Annotated in this window: 18 protein-coding genes; 5 read left to right on the top strand and 13 right to left on the bottom strand. The window is 64.4% G+C overall.

From position 1 onward, the window contains the following. The first annotated feature begins 6 nt into the window (after positions 1-6). Positions 7-723, top strand: coding sequence for a glutamine amidotransferase (locus tag AC0L3D_RS28845; protein WP_023800550.1), 717 nt, complete (start codon positions 7-9; stop codon positions 721-723). Positions 724-759: 36 nt separating this feature from the next. Here AC0L3D_RS28845 and AC0L3D_RS28840 read toward each other — a convergent pair whose 3' ends face one another. From AC0L3D_RS28840 to AC0L3D_RS28815, 6 genes are all read right to left on the bottom strand, one after another. Then, positions 760-2,001: an MFS transporter gene (locus AC0L3D_RS28840; RefSeq protein ID WP_473646561.1), complete on the bottom strand. Its 1,242-nt coding sequence runs from the start codon at positions 1,999-2,001 to the stop codon at positions 760-762. A gap of 301 nt (positions 2,002-2,302) precedes the next feature. After that, positions 2,303-2,764, bottom strand: a complete 462-nt coding sequence (locus AC0L3D_RS28835; RefSeq protein WP_023800548.1) for a Ros/MucR family transcriptional regulator — start codon at positions 2,762-2,764, stop codon at positions 2,303-2,305. A gap of 147 nt (positions 2,765-2,911) precedes the next feature. Next, positions 2,912-3,616: an ROK family protein gene (locus tag AC0L3D_RS28830; protein WP_473646559.1), complete on the bottom strand. Its 705-nt coding sequence runs from the start codon at positions 3,614-3,616 to the stop codon at positions 2,912-2,914. Between the two features lie 16 nt (positions 3,617-3,632). Next, a complete protein-coding gene (gene zwf, locus AC0L3D_RS28825) occupies positions 3,633-5,009 on the bottom strand; it encodes a glucose-6-phosphate dehydrogenase (protein ID WP_473646557.1) in 1,377 nt (458 codons plus the stop codon). 16 nt (positions 5,010-5,025) lie between these two features. Beyond that, positions 5,026-6,042, bottom strand: coding sequence for a phosphogluconate dehydrogenase (NAD(+)-dependent, decarboxylating) (gnd, locus tag AC0L3D_RS28820; RefSeq protein ID WP_473646556.1), 1,017 nt, complete (start codon positions 6,040-6,042; stop codon positions 5,026-5,028). 120 nt (positions 6,043-6,162) lie between these two features. Next, on the bottom strand, positions 6,163-8,559 hold the full coding sequence (locus AC0L3D_RS28815) for a glucan 1,4-alpha-glucosidase (protein ID WP_473646554.1): 2,397 nt from the start codon (positions 8,557-8,559) through the stop codon (positions 6,163-6,165). A 201-nt stretch (positions 8,560-8,760) separates the two neighbouring features. Between AC0L3D_RS28815 and AC0L3D_RS28810 the strand changes: the two genes are divergently transcribed. The 4 genes from AC0L3D_RS28810 to AC0L3D_RS28795 are packed head-to-tail and all read left to right on the top strand — an operon-like array spanning position 8,761 to position 13,278. Continuing rightward, on the top strand, positions 8,761-9,774 hold the full coding sequence (locus AC0L3D_RS28810; protein ID WP_091592281.1) for a substrate-binding domain-containing protein: 1,014 nt from the start codon (positions 8,761-8,763) through the stop codon (positions 9,772-9,774). Between the two features lie 49 nt (positions 9,775-9,823). Continuing rightward, a complete protein-coding gene (locus tag AC0L3D_RS28805) occupies positions 9,824-11,344 on the top strand; it encodes an ATP-binding cassette domain-containing protein (RefSeq protein ID WP_473476047.1) in 1,521 nt (506 codons plus the stop codon). A 1-nt stretch (position 11,345) separates the two neighbouring features. After that, a complete protein-coding gene (locus AC0L3D_RS28800; protein ID WP_023800541.1) occupies positions 11,346-12,326 on the top strand; it encodes an ABC transporter permease in 981 nt (326 codons plus the stop codon). 4 nt (positions 12,327-12,330) lie between these two features. Further along, on the top strand, positions 12,331-13,278 hold the full coding sequence (locus tag AC0L3D_RS28795; RefSeq protein WP_023800540.1) for an ABC transporter permease: 948 nt from the start codon (positions 12,331-12,333) through the stop codon (positions 13,276-13,278). A 37-nt stretch (positions 13,279-13,315) separates the two neighbouring features. On the opposite strand, the gene AC0L3D_RS28790 is transcribed toward AC0L3D_RS28795, so the two are convergent. The 7 genes from AC0L3D_RS28790 to AC0L3D_RS28760 all read right to left on the bottom strand — a co-directional run bounded on the left by AC0L3D_RS28790 (position 13,316) and on the right by AC0L3D_RS28760 (position 19,792). Then, positions 13,316-14,824, bottom strand: a complete 1,509-nt coding sequence (locus AC0L3D_RS28790) for an aldehyde dehydrogenase family protein (RefSeq protein ID WP_473607508.1) — start codon at positions 14,822-14,824, stop codon at positions 13,316-13,318. Positions 14,825-14,843: 19 nt separating this feature from the next. Then, complete coding sequence (locus AC0L3D_RS28785; protein WP_023800538.1) at positions 14,844-15,188, bottom strand: cupin domain-containing protein; 345 nt, start codon at positions 15,186-15,188, stop codon at positions 14,844-14,846. Between the two features lie 24 nt (positions 15,189-15,212). Then, positions 15,213-15,563 (bottom strand): cupin domain-containing protein, encoded by a 351-nt coding sequence (locus tag AC0L3D_RS28780; protein ID WP_473646552.1) that lies wholly within the window; start codon positions 15,561-15,563, stop codon positions 15,213-15,215. A gap of 238 nt (positions 15,564-15,801) precedes the next feature. Continuing rightward, positions 15,802-17,076, bottom strand: coding sequence for a glycosyltransferase (locus tag AC0L3D_RS28775; protein ID WP_473646550.1), 1,275 nt, complete (start codon positions 17,074-17,076; stop codon positions 15,802-15,804). Positions 17,077-17,092: 16 nt separating this feature from the next. Then, a complete protein-coding gene (locus AC0L3D_RS28770) occupies positions 17,093-18,166 on the bottom strand; it encodes an ABC transporter ATP-binding protein (RefSeq protein ID WP_023800535.1) in 1,074 nt (357 codons plus the stop codon). Continuing rightward, positions 18,163-18,957 carry an ABC transporter permease gene (locus AC0L3D_RS28765; RefSeq protein WP_128168656.1) on the bottom strand — a complete coding sequence of 265 codons (795 nt, stop codon included), beginning with the start codon at positions 18,955-18,957 and terminating at the stop codon, positions 18,163-18,165. Before AC0L3D_RS28765 ends, AC0L3D_RS28770 begins: the two co-directional genes overlap by 4 nt. Beyond that, positions 18,950-19,792, bottom strand: coding sequence for an ABC transporter permease (locus tag AC0L3D_RS28760; RefSeq protein ID WP_036269997.1), 843 nt, complete (start codon positions 19,790-19,792; stop codon positions 18,950-18,952). Before AC0L3D_RS28760 ends, AC0L3D_RS28765 begins: the two co-directional genes overlap by 8 nt. Between the last annotated feature and the right edge of the window lie 209 nt (positions 19,793-20,001).

Raw genomic sequence — 20,001 nt, 5'->3', positions numbered from 1 at the left:
TTCCCCATGCCACCCACGCCGAGGCCGAGACCAAAAATCCTGATCGTGCTGCATCAGGAGAGTTCGAGCCCCGGGCGCGTCGGCCACATGCTTATCGAAGAAGGCTTCGACCTTGATCTCCGCTGCCCGCCGCTCGGCGACGCCTTGCCGGAAACACTGGACGGTCATGCCGGAACCGTGGTGTTCGGCGGACCGATGAGCGCCAATGACGAGGACGATTTCGTCCGCCGTGAGACCGACTGGCTAAAAGTGCCGCTCCGGGAGAACCGGCCGTTGCTCGGCATCTGCCTCGGCGCGCAGATGCTGGTCAACCATCTTGGCGGCAAGGTCGAGGGTCATGGCGAGGGGCTGGTCGAGATCGGCTGGTATCCGCTGACAGCGACCGAGGACGGCAAGAAGCTGATGCGCTGGCCTGAGATGGTCTATCAGTTTCACCGCGAGGGCTTTTCGCTGCCGAAGGACGCGACGCTGCTGGCGACGGCCGAAACCTATCCCAACCAGGCCTTTCGCTATGGCGACAATGCCTGGGGCATCCAGTTCCATGGCGAATTGACAAGGGCGATGATGCAGCGCTGGGTCGTTCGCGGCGCGCATCGCTTCGAGTTGCCCGGCGCGCAGCCCGGTCGCGATCATCTCGGCGGCCGGCTGATCTGGGACATGCATCTCAAGCGCTGGCTCGGCGAATTCCTGCAGACGATCTTCGGCAAGCCGGCGCTGTCCTGATCTGGTCTAGTTTGCCCGGATCAGAGTGCCCTGGGATCAGTTTCGCCCGTTGAGGTGGCGCACCTTGCGCAACTGCGGGAACAGCACCGCCCACAGCCCGGCGACAACGACTGCGCCGACGCCGCCGATCACCACCGCGGGCACGGTGCCGATCAATGCCGCCATGGTGCCGGCGCGGAATTCGCCGAGCTCGTTGGAGGCGCCGACGAAAACCTGATTGACGGCGTTGACGCGGCCGCGAACCTTGTCCGGCGTCCACAGCTGGATCAGCGTCTCTCTGATGTAGACGCTGAACATGTCGGCGGCGCCGAGCAAGGCGAGCGCTGCGATCGACAGCCAGGTGATGGTGGAAAGGCCGAACAGCACCGTGAAGGCGCCGAACAGCGCGACGAAGCCGAGCATGACCACGCCGGCATGGTTGCGGATCGGATGTCCGGCCAGCCAGATGGCAACGCAGATGGCGCCGATGCCCGGCGCCGAACGCAACAGTCCCAGGCCCCAAGGGCCGAGTTCGAGGATGTCGCGCGCATAGACCGGCAGCAGCGCCGTGGCGCCGGACAAAAGCACGGCGAACAAATCGAGCGAAATGGCGCCGAGCACGATCTTCTCGCTCCAGATATAGCCGAAGCCGGCAAACAGGGTCTGCATCGTCGGCCTGTCGGTCTCGCTGCGCTGGGCAGGCTTTGGGATGGTGAAGACCAGCACCGCAGCGACAAACATCAGAACGGCAGCGGTGCCGTATGCCGCTTGCGCCGAGAGCCCGTAGAGCAGGCCGCCGGCGACCGGTCCGACGATGGTCGCCGTCTGCCAGGCGGACGAATTCCAGGCGATCGCGTTGCCGAAATCCTCCGGCGGCACGAGGTTGGCGAACAGCGACGCCGCTGCCGGTCCGAAGAAGGCGCGCGCGATGCCGAACATGGCGAGCACGCCGAAGATCAATCCCGGTCCGCTAAGACCGCGCAGCGTCAGCAGCAGCAGGGCCAGCGCGCAGATCGCCTCCAGCAGCACCATCAGCGCCATGATGAGGCGGCGGCCGAAACGGTCAGCGACCACCCCGGTGATCAGCACCAGCAGCAGCGAAGGCAGGAACTGGACAATGCCGACAAGGCCGAGATAAAACGGATCGCGGGTCAGGTCGTAGACCTGCCAGCCGACGGCGACGGATACGATCTGGGTGGCGAATGTGGCGAGGAAGCGTGCCGCCCAATAGCTCAGGAAGGGTTTGTGCCGGAAGGCGGCATAGCGCCGGTCGGGCGGTGCGTGAGGTTCGGGTGTCATGAATCAGGCCCCGTGGCAAGCAAGTCGGCCGGCGGGGCACTTCCACGAGGGCGCTGGTCCGACCACCGCGCTTTTAGCGCAGTTCGGTGCGAGGCGCGCGCAAAAATCGGCTCTGGATCAAGGATTTCCGGCTACCATGCTAATTGCACAGCTCGGCGGAGGTGGAAGGGTTATTAGGCGCGCAGGTCGAGTTCTCCCCGCGCCCCCTCTTGTCCTGCCGGACATCTCCCCCCCAAGGGGGGAGATTGGACGTCGCGACGGCTTTCGCCAATCTCGAGCGTCAAAGGCGACTTCGAGCGCGTCAGACCGTGGCCTTTGGCTTCCTGGTCTTCTTGACCGGCGCCGGCGGGGCGGCCTTGCGGCCAAGGCCGATCGCCTTCGCCAACTGCGAGCGCGAGGCCGCATAGGTCGGGGCGACCATCGGATAGTCAGCCGGCAAGCCCCATTTGGCGCGGTAGGCATCCGGCGTCAGTCCGAAATGAACGCCGATATGGCGTTTCAGGGATTTGAACTTCTTGCCGTCTTCGAGGCAGATGATGTAATCCGGCGTCACCGATTTCTTGGGATTGACCGCCGGGATCAGCGGTGCTGCGACCGGAACGGCGGGCTGGCCGAGCCCACCTATCGACGCGCTGACGCTGGCGATGAGATCGCCGAGGCCGGAAGCGGGCAAGCGGTTCTTCTCGACGTAAGCGGACACGATGTGAGCGGTCAGCTCGAGAAGGTCGATGTCCTTGCGGGCTTTGTTGCTGTCGTCGGTCAATCTATTTTCTCCGTTAGGGGGGTCGCAGAATTCCTAGTCGGCAAATCTGCATAACGCAATGACGCCGCACCACGCTACACATTATTTTGAATAACAATACTAACGGCCGGGCCAGATCAACAGGTTTGGGCCCGAACCGCTATAATATCAGACAATCAGGGATTTGTCGCGCCACAGTCGAAATCCCCCTTCGAAGGCGCGTGTGTTGTCGCCACGCCTGCAACCGGCAGGCAATTCGTCGAGTTTGTCGACGTTGCCGCCGCCGATGACCACATAGTCAGGCTGAAGGGCGGCGCGCAGCCGCTCGACGACGTCGAAGACGTGTTTGCGCCATTTCTTCTTGCCGCGCTTTTCAAGGCCGCGTTCGCCGACATAGTCCTCGAAGCTGCCGCCCTTCTTGTAAGGAAGATGCGCGAGCTCCATCGGCTGGGCGACGTTGTCGAGGACCATCGCGGCACCGAGTCCGGTTCCGAAACCCAGGAACAGCATGCGCCCGCCTTCATAGCTGCCGACGGCCTGCATCAGCGCGTCGTTGACCAGCTTCACCGGCTTGTCGAACTGCGTTGCGAAGTCAAATCCGACCCAGCCCTTGCCGAGATTGGCGGGGTCGGCCAGTGGCCTGTTGTGGTGCACCGGGCCAGGATAACCGATCGAGACGACGTCGTAGGGCAAGCCATCGGCGAGCGTCTGCACGGCGGCGATCATCTGCTGCGGCGTCAGGCCGGGTCCGGAATCGGCCCTGCGCTCCTCGCCGCCGGCGCTGGTGAGGATCTTGACATGGGAGCCGCCGATATCGATCGCAAGCACGATCTTTTCGCTGTCCGGTGCTTGCTTTTTCGCCGCCTTGGCCATTGCGTCGCCTCCGAGTTCATTTCACCGGGTTGATCCAGCCGTTCGGCGGTCCGAACCCGGCCATCGCCTCGGCGGGACCCCATGCTCCCGGCTCATAGAGGTGTGGCGGCGTGGTATCGCCGAGCACCGGGCCGACGATCCGCCAGGCAAGCTCGCTGGCATCCTGGCGAGTGAACAACTGGCCGTTGCCGTTCATGGCGTCGCCGATCAGCCGCTCATAGGGCGGCATGTCGCCCTTGCTGTCGTCGAGCGCGGTGAGTTCGACCTGCTCGCCGATCATGTCGTCACCAGCGGCCTTGCGCTGGGCGCCGATCGAGATCGCCACCTGCGGGTCGATGCGGAAACGGACGTGGTTCGCATCTCCGGGTTTGATCGGGTCGAAGACGTCAAGCGGCGGCCGCTTCAAACGCACGATGACCTCGGTGGCGTGCACCGGCATGCATTTGCCGGCGCGGATGAAGAAGGGCACGTCGCGCCAGCGCCAGGTGTCGACGAAGAAACGCACCGCCGCGAAGGTCTCGACCGGCGAATTCGGCGCGACGCCCGGCTCGCTGAGATAGCCTTTGAACTGGCCGCGCACGACATCGTCACTGGTCAGCGTCCTGATCGCCCGCAGCACCTGCACCTTCTCGTCGATCAGATCGTCGGCCGAGCGGCCAACGGGCGGCTCCATGGCCAGCAGCAGCAGGATGTTGAGCAGATGGTTCTCGATGACGTCGCGGATGCAGCCGACCTCGTCGTAGAAGCGGCCGCGGCCTTCGACGCCGAAATCCTCGGCCATGGTGATCTGCACGCTCTCGACGAAATTGCGGTTCCAGATCGGCTCGAGAAAGGAATTGGCGAAGCGGAAATAGAGCAGGTTCTGGATCGCCTCCTTGCCGAGATAATGGTCGATGCGAAAGATCGACTGCTCGTCGAACACCAGGTGAAGGACCCGGTTCAGCCAGCGCGCCGATTGCAGATCGTGACCGAAGGGCTTTTCCACCATCAGGCGCGCGCCCTGGGCTGCGCCCGACTGTTCCAGTCCCTGGATGACCGTCTCGAACATGGTCGGCGGCACCGCCAGATAGTGCAGCGGGTGCTGCGCGGTCCCGAGCGCGCTTTTCAGCTTCTCGAATGTCGCGGCGCTGCGGTAGTCGCCGCTGACATAGCGAAGCAGCGAGGCAAGTTTCGCGAATATCTTCTCGTCGACCTTGCCGATGGCCTTGGCGATGCCGTCGCGGGCCCGCGCCTGCAACTGCTTCAGGTCCCAGGCGTCGAAAGCGACGCCGATCACCGGTTCGGTGAGCGTTCCCTTGGCGACCATGGCGTAAAGTGCCGGGAAGATTTTTTTGTGGGCGAGGTCGCCGGTCGCCCCGAAAAGCACCAGCGTGTCGGACCGTTCCTGGTTCATGAGCGTGTCTTCCCCGTCACGAGCCGGTCTTCGGCTTTTCGACATGGCCGCCAAAGGCATAGCGCATGGCGGACAGCAGCTTGTCGGCGAATTCGGATTCGCCTTGCGAGGCGAACCGGTCGAACAGGGCCGAGGACAGAACCGGCGCCGGCACGCCGGTGTCGATCGCCGCCTTCAGCGTCCAGCGGCCTTCGCCGGAATCCGAAACCCGTCCGCCGAACTGCGTCAGCCCCGAATCGGCCTTCAATACGCCCGCCGTGAGGTCGAGCAGCCAGGAGCCGATGACGCTGCCATGCCGCCAGACCTCGGCTACCTCGGCGATATCGATGTCGAACTGGTAATATTGCGGGTTTTCCAATGGACTGGTTTCGGCGTCGGCCGTCCGCTGTCGCTTGCCGGCATTCGCCGACTTCAGGATGTTCATGCCCTCGGCATAGGCGGCCATGACGCCGTATTCGATGCCGTTGTGGACCATCTTGACGAAATGGCCGGCGCCGCTCGGTCCGCAGTGGAGATAGCCGAACGGGGCGGTTCCGGCATCCTTGCCGGGGGCGGGCACCCCGGCATCCGCGCCTGGAGCCAGGGTGGCGAAGACCGGGTCGAGATGCTGGACCGCGCTGTCGGGGCCGCCGATCATCAGGCAATAGCCGCGCTCGAGGCCCCAGACGCCGCCGCTGGTGCCGACATCGACATAGTTCAAGCCTTTCAATGCCAGGCGCGCGGCATGGTCGACAGCCTCGTGATAATAGGAATTGCCGCCGTCGACGATGATGTCGCCCGGCTCCATCAGGTCGGCCACCTGATCGACGATCCGGCTGGTGATCGCCGCCGGCAGCATCAGCCAGGCGCTGCGCGGCTTGGTCAGCTTGCCGACGAAATCCTCCATCGAAGCGGCTCCAATCGCGCCAGCCGTCACAAGGGCTTCAACGCTGGCCGGGTTGATGTCGTAGACCACGCATTCATGGCCATCGCGCAGCAGGCGCCGCACCATGTTGGCGCCCATCCTGCCCAGTCCCATCATTCCGATCTGCATGTTTTTCGTCCTGCTTCTTGAGGGATAGAAGATCTACTGGCTCTATTATTGGAGCATGATCTTTTCCGAAAACCGGTTTCCACTTTTCGCTAACGCGGACCTTCGGTTCGGGATCATGCTCTAGTCCGGCTTGTCGATACCGACGGAAAAGTCGACATTCTCCCAACGGCCGGCATCGGGCCAGAAAAAAGTAAAGACGATCATATTGCCCGGCGGGACATCGGCAACGGTCAGGTCCATGAGATGGATGCCGAAGGCGTTCTCGATCGTCGCGGCGTCACGGATGGTTGCCCAATCGTCGTTGCTCCAATGGACCACCGCCCGGGCCAGCAGTTCGACGCGCAGCAGCTTGCCGGCGGGCATGGCGCGGAGCTTGTGATTGAAGCGCCATGTCCGGCGCGGCGCCACGGTCCTGTCCTCGATGTAGCGCTTCACGCCTTGCGGCGGCATGTCGAAGACGGCGCCGTCATAGAGCGAGCGCAGCAGCTTGATATGCTCCGAATGCGCCCAGACCAGAGGCATGGCGCTGCCCGACGGTCCGCCGTGCCGCAGTTCGTGTTCGGCCATGTCGGGACCATCCCAGACCTGCTCCGGCAGCAGGCCGCCAGACCCGGCCGAATCCTCCAGGGTCCTTAACAGGCTCGCTGCCTTGTCCTTGCGTCCCGCCGCCAGTTCGTAATGGGCGCGCTCGCCGACCAGCAGCGGCCCGGGCCGGCCCGGGCCGGTCCCGTCGAAGGGCGCGCCGTCGGCTCGCTCGCCATAGCCGTCGCCGGTATAGCGATACCAGACGGGCCCCTGAGGCAGGTCGCAGCGCAGCCGCGCATCGATGACCTTGACGGTGCCGACGATGCGCGGATCGTCGGCGGCCCTGAGGCCGAAGCGGACGAGCGCCAGCGCATCCGGGCTGACGATCGCCTCGGCCGGCCGGTCGCTATCGCCCGGCGGCTGGTTCTTGATCGGCACATAGCCGTCCCTCGGCGACGCCGCGCCGGCGGTGTCGGGCGGCGCGATACGGACGTAATAGCCCTCGACGCCGACCTCTTTTCCGAGTGGGGTGCCGGTGACATAGGTCCAGCGCTCGATCTGGTCGTTCCAGATATCGGCGGTTTCCCGCAGATAATTTGCCGGCTCTGCTTTGCCGCAAGTTTCCAACATGTCGGCCGCGGCCAACAGGGCGGCGATCTCGACGGCCAGCGTGAACGGGCTGTAGCCGGCATCCTCCTCCCAGCGGTCTTCACCGGTGACCGGACCGTTGCGCACGACGTAGGAAGCGGCGCGCTCGACCATCGGCATGAAGGAGCGCAACGCGGCGTCTGCCAGATGCCCAGCCCGGCGCAGCGCGTCTGCGAGCAGCAGCGGAAACGCGCATTCGTCCATCTGGATGCCCGGCCAATAGGCTGATCCGTCGAGCCAGGCGTTCTGCGGCCAATGCCCATCCGGCAGCTGGATCGAGCGGAGATAGGCGAGGATCTCAAGCGCTTGCGCCGGATCGCCGGCGGCGAGGAAACCGCCCGCGGTTTCGACCAGGTCGCGCGGCCAGACCAGATGATAGCCGCCGATATTGTCGTCGCCCTTGCTGAAGCCCCACGGGATCGACAGGCTGGCGACGGCCGCTCCGGTGGATGAGCGATGCGTTGCCAGAACTGCCGTGCTGACACGATACGTGTTGATCCCCGCACCACGCCGGTCCAGCGGCAGCAAGCCAGCCTGCCATTTGCGCCATTTTTCGATAAAGGATTTGGCCGCGGGCGCAAAGCCTCGCTTCAGGCTGGCCGAGGCATTTTCCGCCGCCTCTTGCGGCGTCGTTCCGAAACCCAGCGCCAGCAACGCCGTCGGGTTCGCAGCCGAAAAGCCGATCTCGCCGGTCAGCGCGACATTGCCGTCCTCGGCCCTGCGGCAAGCCGGGTCGAGTCGGCCGTCACGACGGAGTTGCTGCCAGCCGTCGGAGACACCGACATAGCCGGCCGAGCATGCTCCCCAAGGCAGCGACGAGGCGAGCGCCAGGCAAACGCCACGTCCCGATGCAAACAGGACAGGCCTTCCCTCGTGGTCGCCGACCCAGGCGGTGTTGGCCATGCCGGCGTTGACCAGATGTGGCGCCAGCAGCGCGTAGACGCGGTGGTCGGCAACTGTGCCTTTCAGCGGCGTGAAGCTGATTTCCTGCAGCAAAGTGGGATGTTCCGGATCGGTAACGATGCGCTTCTCGATCCGGTAGGTAGCGGCGGTGTTGACCAGCCTGTAGGCGGGCACCCCATCCTCGAACGGCTCGAGGCTGTGCACGGCATCGCGCTTTTCTTCCGAGAAATAGAAGCCGGGGCCGGTGACGACCAGTCCCATGTCTCGGGTGCAGGCGCTGTCGAGGCGGGGATAATAGACCTCGTTGAGGATGCCGTGGCTGATCGTGAACCAGACAGGGCAGGCCGGCGAAAGCGCGGTTCCGACGCCGCTCTTGGTGCTCGACGTCCAGCGCGCCGGAATTCCGGGTGCGCCCAGCGCATCAGTCGGCGTCGCTGCCATCTTGATTTTGGTCTCCTGCCCCATCCCTAGACCAGGAGCCGAAGCCTTTTCAATCATTGCACCGCAAGTTGATCGTCAAACCTTCATCGATCGCTGTTGACAAGTGCGCCCATCTAAATTTGTCTGACAATATTGAAACGAGGGTCGTCATAACAGCCGCCAGCAGCCAACAACGACCAGCAATCCATGGGAGGATAACAGATGAAGAAGATACTCGTCTTGAGTGCCCTTGCGGCGATGCTCGCGTCAGGCGCCGCGTTTGCCGACACCAGCGACAAGAAGATCGCCTTTTCCAACAATTATGCCGGCAATTCGTGGCGGCAGGCGATGCTCGACAGCTATGCCATCGTCACCAAGAAGGCGGTCGCCGACGGGGTGGTCGCCGCCGCGGACATCTTCACGACGGCCGACAAGGAAGTGCCGACCCAGGCTGCCCAGGTTCAGAACCTGATCCTGCAAGGCTATGACGCCATCGTCATCAACGCCGCCTCGCCGGACGCGCTCAACGGCGCCGTCAAGCAGGCCTGCGATGCCGGCATCGTCGTCGTCTCCTTCGACGGCATCGTCACCGAGCCCTGCGCCTACCGCGTCGTCGTCGACTTCAAGGACATGGGCAGGCAGGAAGTCGAGCAGATGGCCAAGTTCCACCCCGAGGGCGGCAATCTGCTGGAAATCCGCGGCCTTGCCGGCACGTCGATCGACGACGCCATCCACGCCGGGATTCTGGAGGGCGTCGCCGCCCATCCCGAGTTCAAGATCGTCGGTTCGGTGACCGGCGACTGGGACCAGACCACAGCGCAGAAGGCGGTCGCGACGATCCTGCCGTCGCTGCCGGAAATCGTCGGCGTCGTCGATCAGGGCGGCGACGGCTATGGCGCGGCACAAGCCTTCGCCGCCGCCGGCAAACCGCGCCCGACCATCATCATGGGCAACCGCCAGGACGAATTGCAGTGGTGGAAGGAACAGAAGGACAAGGATGGCTACCAGACCTGGTCGGCGTCGATTGCGCCGGGCGTGTCGTCGCTGGCCTTCTGGGTGGCGCAGCAGGTGCTCGACGGCCGCACCGATGTGCCGCATGACCTGTTGGTGCCATACCTCGCCTTCACCCAGGATAATTTCGAGGCCGAGCTGCCGAACATCCCCAAGGGCGGCGTCGCCAGCCACGAATACACGCAGGAAGACGCCATCGCGGCGATCAAAGCCAACATCAAGTGAGGGTGGCACATCCAATGCCGCGCGCGTCGTCTTCCGGATTTCGCTAGGGATGCCCGAGGCCGGTGTAGACATCATCAGACTGGACGGAGCCGAAAAACATTTCGGCGCCGCCACTGTCGACATCATCAGGCTGGACGGAGCCGAAAAACATTTCGGCGCCGTCCGGGCGCTCGCCGGGGTGGATTTCCACGTCGGCGCCGGCGAATGCGTCGGTCTCGTCGGCCACAATGGCGCGGGCAAGTCGACGCTCATGCATATGGTGGCGGGCACGCTCGTGCCCGACAGCGGTCGGATCGCGGTGCGTGGCGGCATCGAGGACAATTATTCGGTGCCGCGCGCCCAACAACTCGGCATACGCTGCGTATTCCAGGAACTGTCGCTGTGCCCGAACCTCAGCGTTGCCGAGAACACCCGAATCAACCACCCGGCGCTGCGCGGCCTCGGCTGGCGGCGCAAGGCGGCCGATCTGATCGCCGCCAAGCTCGACGAGATATTTCCGGGCCACAGCATCTCCGCCGCCGATATCGCCAGCGACCTTTCCATCGGCAGGCGGCAGATGGTCGAGGTGGCGCGCGCCTTCACGGTGACGCAGGATCCGCTCGAATTGGTCATCCTCGACGAGCCGACATCCTCGCTCGACGCGCACACGGCCGGCCAGTTGCTGGGTTTCGTCCGGCGCTTTGTCGCCGGGGGCAAGAGCTGCATTCTGATCTCGCATGTTCTGGGCGAGGTGCTCGGGAATGCCGACCGCATCGTGGTGATGCGCGACGGCAAGGTCGTCGCGTCGGATGCGGCTAAGGCTTTCGATCGCGGCAGGCTGGTGACGACCATGGGCGGAGCGGCAGCGCGTGAGAAGATCGCGGCCGAAATCGCGACCCAAAAGCCGGAGACCGGCCCGTTGCGGGTCCGGGCCCGCCCAGCGCGGCAACAGGACGGCAACGAACTTGTGGCGCATGCCGGCGAGATCATCGGCCTTGCCGGGCTTGCCGGTCATGGCCAAACCGATCTGCTGCTGGCGATTTTCGCAGCCGCGGCGCGCACCAAAACCGGCATCGAGGTCACCGCGCCGGTGGCGCTGGTGGCCGGCGACCGCCAGTCTGACGGGATCTTTCCGCAATGGTCGATTGCGCAAAACATCGGCATCCGCTCGCTGGCGCGATTGCGCAACGGCCTGCTGATCTCGCCGCGGCGCGAAGCCGAGCTCGCCGACTTCTGGCAAAAGAAAATCGGCATCCGCACCCCCGACATGAACAACAACATCTTCTCGCTGTCCGGCGGCAACCAGCAGAAGGCCCTGTTTGCCCGGGCGCTCGGTTCCGACGCCAAGATCGTGCTGATGGACGACCCGATGCGCGGCGTCGACATCGGCACCAAGCTCGAGGTCTACGACCTTGTGCGCGAAGAGGCTGGCCGCGGCCGTACCTTCCTCTGGTACACCACGGAAACCGAAGAGCTCGACAATTGCCACCACGTCTATGTCTTCAAGAACGGCCGGATCGTCGCCAAGCTTGGTCGCGACGAGCTGACCGAGGAAAAGATCATCCAGTCCTCGTTCGGCGATGCGGCTTGAGATGACGGCAGCACCCGTCGAGAGCGGTCCCAAGAGTTCTTCCGAGCGAAGCGCGCTGGCGCGGGCGCGCCTGCTGCGCGGGCTGCTGCCTGCGATGTCGCTGGTGCTGGTGCTGCTGGCGATCGCCTGGCTCAACCCGCGCGCCATCAGCTATTTCGGCTTCAGCCTGATGCTCAACCTGGCGATCCCGATCGCGTTGGCGACGATCGCGCAGATGTTCGTCATTGCCGGCAACGAGTTGGACCTGTCGATCGGCACCTTCGTCGGTTTCGTCGGCTGCGTCACGGCGACATGGCTGAAGGAGGCGCCGCTGGTCGGTGTCTTGATCCTTCTCGGGTCGATCGGCGTCTATGCGCTGCTCGGCGCGCTGATCCATCTGCGCAACCTGCCTTCAATCGTGGTGACGCTCGGCATGAGTTTTGTCTGGCAGGGTCTGGCCATCCTCATCCTGCCGAAGCCCGGCGGCAAGGCGCCGGACTGGCTGCTGTCGCTCATGGCCTTCAAGCCGCCCTTCGTCCCGTTCCCGATCATTGCGGCGCTGCTGATCGCGGCGGTCGTCCACTTCGGGCTGATGCGCACCTCGTATGGCGTGATCCTGCGCGGCTCCGGTGGCAATGCCGCGGCCCTCAGCCGTGCCGGCTGGTCGCTGCTCAAGACCAAGGTCGTGCTGTTCGCATTGACCGGCCTGTTCGGCGTTTTATCCGGCATGGCCCTGATTGGCATCACCACCTCGGCCGATGCCAATATCGGCAATGGCTACACGCTGCTGTCGATCGCCGGCGTCATCCTCGGTGGCGGCGAATTCGTCGGCGGCCGGGTATCGCCGATCGGCGCGGTGATCGGCGCGCTGACGCTGGCGCTCGCCGCCTCGCCGCTGCTGACCTTCATGCACATCCCGCCCGATTGGCAGGTGGCCGCCAACGGCGCCATCCTCATCATCGTGCTGGCGGCCCGGGTGCTGATCAGCCGCAAAGAGAGGTGAGGGGATGGCATCGTTGCGATTGCTGCTCGCCAAACCCTGGATCTGGTCCTTCATCGGCGCGCTGCTGGTGTGGCTGGCGACGGTCACCTTCACCGGCGGATATGGCGGCGGCGGCATGATCACGGCGGCACTTTCGCTCGCCGTCTTCACCGTCATCGTCGGTGTCGGCCAGATGTTCGTGATCACGCTCGGTCCCGGCAATGTCGACCTGTCGCTGCCCGCCAATATCGGCCTCGCCAGCGCCGTCGCCATGAAGGTGATGGACGGCAATGATTCAATGATCGCGGTCGGGCTGCTGGCGGCGCTGGCCTGCGGCATGGCGATCGGCGCCGCCAATTATCTGTTGATCTGGGCGCTGCGCATTCCACCGATCATCGCCACACTGTCGGCGAGCTTCATCATCCAGTCGATCGACATCAGCTATGGCCGCGGCTTGCAGATCAAGCCGCCGCCGGGCTTTGCCAGTTTCACCAACTGGCAGATTCTTGGCATTCCGGTGCTGGCGATCCTCACCGTGCTGTTCTCCATCGGCGCTGCGTTCGCGCTGCAGCGCATGATCTATGGCCGTTCGGTGCTGGCGATCGGCCAGAACATCCGCGCGGCGTGGCTGGCCGGCGTCAATGTCGGCCGCATCCGCTTTCTTACCTACACGCTGTCGGGCGCGCTCGGCGGCCTCGACGGGGCGCTGCTCGCCGGCTATTTCCGCGGCGCCAACGTCGATATCGGCAATGAGTACCTGCTGGCCTCGATCGCCGTCGTCGTCATCGGCGGCACGTCGGTAGCCGGCGGCAAGGCCAATGTGCCGGGTGTATGGGGCGCGGCCCTGTTCCTGGTGCTGCTTTTGACCATGCTCAACACGTTCGGCGTCAGCGCCGGCGTCCGTCTGTTGCTGACCGGGCTGATCATCGTCGGCGTCATCACTGCCGCCGGCGGGCAGAAAGCGCTGCGCTAGCAAGCGGCGGCCCTTGGCGGCGCTGACCTGTGTCATCTCATACGTGCTTGCGCCCGCCAGATTCGCGGAACCAGCTGTCGGGATAGGGATACCACCAGTCCTGGATCGCTGGCCTGTGGTCGATGATGACCATCTTCGAGCGGCGGAAGGCATCCAGCCCCTGGCGACCAAGTTCGCGGCCGAGGCCCGACGCCTTCCAGCCGCCGAACGGCAGTGCGTCGTTGTCGATCAGCGGATTGTTGACCCAGACCATCCCTGCCTCAAGCCGCTCCGCAGCCTCATGCGCCTCGGCAAGATCAGTGGTGAACACCGAGGCGCCGAGCCCGAACGGGCTGTCATTGGCAAGTTCTATCGCCTCGTCGAAATCCTTGACCCGGCAGATCGCGGCGACTGGCCCGAAACATTCTTCGCGCACGATCGCCATGTCGGGGGTGACGCCGGTCAGGATCGTCGGCTCGTAGAACCAGCCGACATTGTGCGCCGGCGGAATACGCCCGCCGGTGATCGCCTTGGCACCATTGCGCACGGCATCGTCGACCAGCCGCATGACTTTCGCCCGCGCCGCCTCGCTGACCAGCGGCCCGATCTCGGTCTTGTCGAGGCCGTTGCCGATGCGCAGCGCCCGTGTCTTCTGCGCAAACAGCTCGACAAAGCGGTCATGAACGGCATCGACGACGAAAAACCGTTCGGCCGAGGTGCAGACCTGGCCGGTGAGATGGAACGCGGCGGTGACGCTGCCGGCGGCCGCCACGTCGAGCGGGGCGTGTCGGCTGATGATCAGCGGATCGCTGCCGCCGGCCTCGATGACGCATGGCTTCATGCGCTCGGCGCAAGCGACGGCGACAGCCTTGCCGGCGGCGACCGAACCGGTGAAGGCAACCGCATGGGTGCGGTCGGAGGCGATCAAAGCCTGCGCCGTGGCCGCCGCGCCGGGCAGGCAGGAAACCAGGCCCTCCGGCAGTGAGCGGAACACGGTCATGTAATCCAGCGTCGACAGTGTCGTCGCTTCGGCCGGCTTGATGACGCAGGCATTGCCGGCGGCAAGCGAGGCGGCAACGGTCCAGCACATCAACAGGATCGGGAAATTGTAGGGCATGATGTGCACAGACGTGCCGTAGGGCTCGTAGCGCGCATACTGGAACGAACCCGCCTGCGTCGTGCCGGCGATCTTGCCGGCATCGTCGCGCGCCATTTCGGCGTAGTAGCGGAAGATCGGCGCGCAATTGGCGATCTCGCCGATTGCTTCCGGATAGGGCTTGCCCATCTCGCGCACCATCAGCTCGGCGCAGCAGGTGAAGTCGGCCGCCTCGATCGCGTTGGCGACTGCATGCAGATGCCTGGCGCGGCTCTTGGCGTCGAGCTTTTTCCAGGCAGCTTGCGCCCTGGCCGCAGCGGTGAGCACGGCGTCGATCTCGCCGTCGGTTGCAGTCGCGATGGCGCCGACGGTTTCCAGTGTCGCCGGATCGATCACCGGTTTTGCCGCGCCGGTCATCGGCCGATAATCCGGATTGACGAAGAAGGCCGGCCGGTCAGGTGAGAAGTCCATGGTCGTCCTTTCAAGTCGCTCAGCGGATCATGTAGACCTTCTTGATGGTCTCGTGGACGGTGCAGACGCCCTTCCAGTCCTGCGGAAAGAACGCCGCGGTGTCGGGTTCGATCTCGATCACCTCGCCGGATTCGTGGACATAGGTGCAGCGGCCCTCTAGGAAATGGCAGAATTCGTCGCGGGTGACGTGGCAGTGCCATTTGCCTGGGGTGCAGACCCACAGCCCGCATTCGGAGCGGCCTTCCGGCCCCTTGTGCAGCAATTTGCCGGAGGTACGGGATTCGCCCTCGATCATCGTGGGGATGACGCCCCAGTCGACGAGGTCGGTGAGGGCAAGCGGCGATTTCATGATCGGTGTCGGCATGTCGTGAAGCTCCAGTGGCTGGCTTCAGGCCAGCATGTAAATGTTGCGGATGGTCTCGTGGACGGTGCATTCGCCGGTCCAGCCGGCCGGGAACATGACTACCGTGGCAGCGGAGACTTCTATCACCTCGCCGTTGTCCGATCGGTAGGTCGTGCGGCCGGCAACGAAATGGCACAGTTCGTCGCGCAGGATCGCCAGCCGCCAGCGGCCGGGCGTGCAGACCCAGATGCCGGATTCCGGCTGGTTGTTCGGCCCCTTGTGGACGAGCCTGCCGGTGGAGTGCGAAGCACCTTCCAGCGCATTGGGCTGTGCGCCCCAGTCGACGAGGTCGGTGCGGGTCGAGGCTTGGTGGAGATGTGGCACAGAGGAGGTCATGTGGGTGCTCCGCCGGCGCGATGCATGACTTCGCGATCGTCTCGCTCTACGGCGCCCCCCTCTGTCCTGCCGGGCATCTCCCCCACGAGGGGGGAGATTGGCAGCTCTGGCGGCGGCACTCTTCTTGCGACATTTGTGATTGGCGAAATCAGTGATGACGGCCAATCTCCCCCCAAGTGGGGGAGATGTCCGGTAGGACAGAGGGGGGCGCGAAGGAACGCCATACCCATCCGCCCGGTCACAGCAGCTCCTCCAGCAGCCCGGCCGCCTTCTCCGGGCCGTTCTGCGATTGCATCTGGGCCGACGTCTTCGCCAGCTTGACCTTGATTGCCGGGTCGGTCAGGCAGGTTTCGATCTTGGCGATTAGCTCGGCGTCGCTCCAGTCGTAGCGCGGCATGCCGAAGCCGTGGCCGGTTTCCTCGACCCGCGTCGCGTTGTCGTGGCCATCCCAGACATAGGGCATGATGATCGCCGGCTTGCCGAAGTAGAGACACTCGGTGAACGAGTTGTTGCCGCCATGGTGGATAACCGCGTCGACCTGCGGGATCACCGAGGGCTGCGGAAACCAGCTCTCGACGATGATATTGCCGGGCACGTGCGCGTATTGGTCCTTGTAGCCGCCGACATTGACCAGCGCCCGGTAGCGAGTCTCGGCCAGCGTCGCGATGATGCGCTTCAAGAGATCGACATCGCCGGCGCCAAGGCTGCCGAACGAGACGTAGAGCAGCGGCCCGTCATTATTCTCAGCAAAGGTCGGCACGGTGTAGGGCTTCTCCTGCCGCACGCAGCCTTCCAGATACTGGAATTTTGCCGGGTCGAGCGGATGGCGGCGCTTGAACTTTGCCGCCTCGGGATAAAGCAACAGGTTGAGGTAAGGCGAGGCCTCGAAGAATTGGCCGATCGGATACGGCGCTTCGTTGTTGGCTTTCAAAAACGTATTGAAGTCGTCATGGATCGGCTTGATTACCGCGTTGAAATGGTCGCGGTAGCGCTGATGGCAGGCGTGGTCGTTCTCGCCGCAGCCGGACAGATGCGGAGGGATGTCCTCGTCCTCGATCTCGTTTTCCGAGCAGGAGATGACGCGCACCCATGGCTTGCCATACTGCTTGATCGCCGGGAACAGGATGACGTTGTCGACGCAGATGACGTCGGGCTTGATCGTCGCAAGCACGCCGGGCAGATCCTTCTCAGCCCATTTGGCGCTGTCGACGATCGCCGTCCAGCAGTCCTTCACGTAATTGTCGACCTGGTCGTAGGGCGATTTGCGAAAATTCGGGATGTGGCCGTTGATGAAGTCTTCCCAGAACTTGGCCATCTGCTCGGGCGGCATCGGCTCGGACAGGTTCACCGGATGCGCCTCGAAGCCGTAGCCCTTGTAGACGTCGACGAAGCCGGGGTCCGACAGGAACACCGCTCTGTGGCCGCGCGCCTCGACCGCCTGGGCGATGCCGACGGAGTTGAGCGCCGGGCCGTAGGCCGCTTCCGGAAAAAACGCGATGGTCTTCTGCGCCATGAAAGTTCTCCTTCAATCAATCTGCGAAAATTCTGACGTCGGCGGCATCCCAGCCGAGTTCGACCGCATCGCCCGACGCGACCGGGCGGCGGTCGGCGGCGTCGGCGGTGACGCGCACCAGGAACGGTTTTTGTGACAGAGCGGTGCGGACATGCAGCTGCAGGTCGAGCCCGTGATAGGCGAGCGCCTCGACGATGCCGGCAACACGGTTGGCCGTCTCTGGCGGCGGGAACAGCCGGATGCGCTCGGGCCGCACCGAAGCGACCGCCGCAGCGCCGGGCGAAAGTATTTCGGGAACCATGCCTGATATCCGCGCACCATTGGCTGCCAGCACACCATCGTTGGCGGCTTTGCCCGGCACGAAATTCATGACGCCAATGAAGTCGGCGACGAAACGGTCGGCCGGATGTTCGTAGACCGCATGCGGCGTGTCGCATTGCAGCAGCTTGCCGTCCCTCAGCACCGCCATGCGGTCGGCCATAACGAGCGATTCCTCCTGGTCATGGGTGACGATGACGAAGGTGATGCCGACTTCGTGCTGCAGCCGCTTCAGCTCCAGTTGCATCGCGCCGCGCAATTTCTTGTCGAGCGCACCGAGCGGCTCGTCGAGCAGCAGCAGCCGCGGCCGCTTGACCAGCGCCCGGGCAAGCGCGACGCGCTGCTTCTGGCCGCCCGACAATTGCTCCGGCTTGCGGTCGGCGAAGGCGACAAGCTCGGTCGTCGCCAGGATGGCGTCGACGCGGGAGCGGATTTCGTTTGCCGGCAAGCGCTCCATTTCAAGGCCGTAGGAAACATTGGCCCGGACGCTCATATGCGGAAACAGCGCGTAGGACTGGAACATCAGGTTGACCGGCCGCCTGTTGGGCGGGGTTTTGGCGATGTCGCGGCCGTCGAGCAGGATGCGCCCCTCATTGGGCGTCTCGAAACCGGCCAGCATGCGCAGCAGCGTGGTCTTGCCGCAGCCGGAAGGTCCAAGCAGAGCGAAGAACTCGTTCTCGCGGATATCGAGCGAGATGCCGTCGACGGCCGTCACCCGGCCGAAGTTCTTCGACACCTTGTCGATCGCCAGCAGCGTGCGGGGCTCGCTCATTGGCCGATGACTCCGCGGTTGAGCCGCTGCGACAGGGTTAGCGCGGTGATTGAGACCGCCATGACGATGGTCGCCAGTGCATTGATCTCCGGCGTGATGCCGAAGCGGATCATCGAATAGATCTGCATCGGCAGCGTAGTCGAGGCGCGGCCGGCGCCGGCGGTGAAGAAGGCGATGATGAACTCGTCGACCGAAAGGGTGAAGGCGAGCAGCGCGCCGGCGACGACCGCAGGCAGGATGACCGGCAATGTCACCCGCCTGAAGGTGGTGAGCGCGGAAGCGCCGAGATCGGCGGAGGCCTCGACGATCGACCAGTCGAAGCTTTTTAGCCGCGCGCGCACCACCGAGCAGACGAAGGCGAGGTTGAAGACGACATGGGCGAGGATGATGGTGTGCAGGCCGAGCGTGAAATCGAGCATAGAAAAGAAGCTGAGCAGCGCCACCGCCAGCACGATGTCGGGAATGATCATCGGCGCAAAGATCAGCGCCTCGAGGCCGCTTCCGTATTGCCGGCGCATTTCGACGCCGATGGCCAGCAAGGTGCCGAGCAGCGTGGCGATGGCTGTCGAGACCAGCGCCACGATCAGCGTGTTGAGGGCGGCGGAAAGGATCGCGGCGTTTCCGGCGAGCGAGGCATACCATTTCAGCGAAAAGCCCGACCAGACGGTCGGCAGCCCGCCTTGGTTGAACGACAGCGCCACCAGTACGGCGATCGGAATGTAGAGGAAGGCGAAGACGAGCGTCAGCACGAGCCAGAGCGTACGCCGTGTGGCGGGCGAGCGCTCAGTCATCGGCGCCTCCTTTCGCTTCGGCGATACGGCCCGCGGCGCGATCGGCAGCCAGGGCCTGCGCCGTCAGCACCAAAAGCATGATGGCGATCAGCGCCATCGCCAGCGCTGCGCCGAACGGCCAGTCATTGGCGGTCAGGAACTGGTCGTAGACAAGATTGCCGATCATCTGGAAGCGGCCGCCGCCGAGCAGTGCCGGCGTGACGAAATTGCCGATCGACAGCACGAAGACGAAAACCGCCCCGGCGGCGATGCCCGGCACCGTCAGCGGCAGTATAACCCGGCGAAATGTGGTCATGGCCGAAGCGCCGAGATCGCGCGAGGCCTCGGCCAGCTCCGGATTGAGCCGCGACAGCGGCGCGTAGCAGGCGAGGATGACGAAAGGCAGGTAATTGTAGACCAGACCGGCGATGACGGCGCCTTCGGTATAGAGCATCGACGGCGGCTCGCCGGTATAGCCGAACCAGCGCAAGAGCTGGGTGATCAGGCCTTCGCGGTTGAGCAGCACGATCCATGCATAGGTGCGGATCAGGTAATTGGACCAGAAAGGCAAGACGGCGAAGAACAGGAACACCGGCTGCCACCGGCGCGGTGCTGCCGCGATCGCATAGGCGGCGGCATAGCCGATCACCACCGCGATCAGCGTTGCCGTGCCGGCGATGCGCGCCGAATTGAGGAAGATGCCGGCATAGAGCGGGTCGAGCACCAGCCCGAAATTCTCCAGCGTGAAGCTGTATTCGATGCCGCCATAAATGCCGCGCCGGAAGAAGGCGAGCGCCAGCACCAGCGCGCATGGCACCACCATCAAGGCGGTGAGCCAGGCCAGCGCCGGCGCCATCAGCAAGGAGGAGCGAGAAGGTGTGAACGATCTCATGTCGCACCCTCCTCTGGCCTTGAGGCCATCTCAAAGGCATCGAAATTGTGTTTGGACAAGCGCCCCCCCCCCCCCCATTCCAACCCCAATGGGCAAGGGCATAAGGGGGCAAACCCCCAAAACCCCCCCGGGGAGGAGGGCGCCCCCCCGGGCGGCAGCCGCATAACCCCCCC

Source organism: Mesorhizobium sp. WSM4837 (genome assembly GCF_055811435.1).
This window is presented reverse-complemented; position numbering and strand designations above follow the sequence as displayed.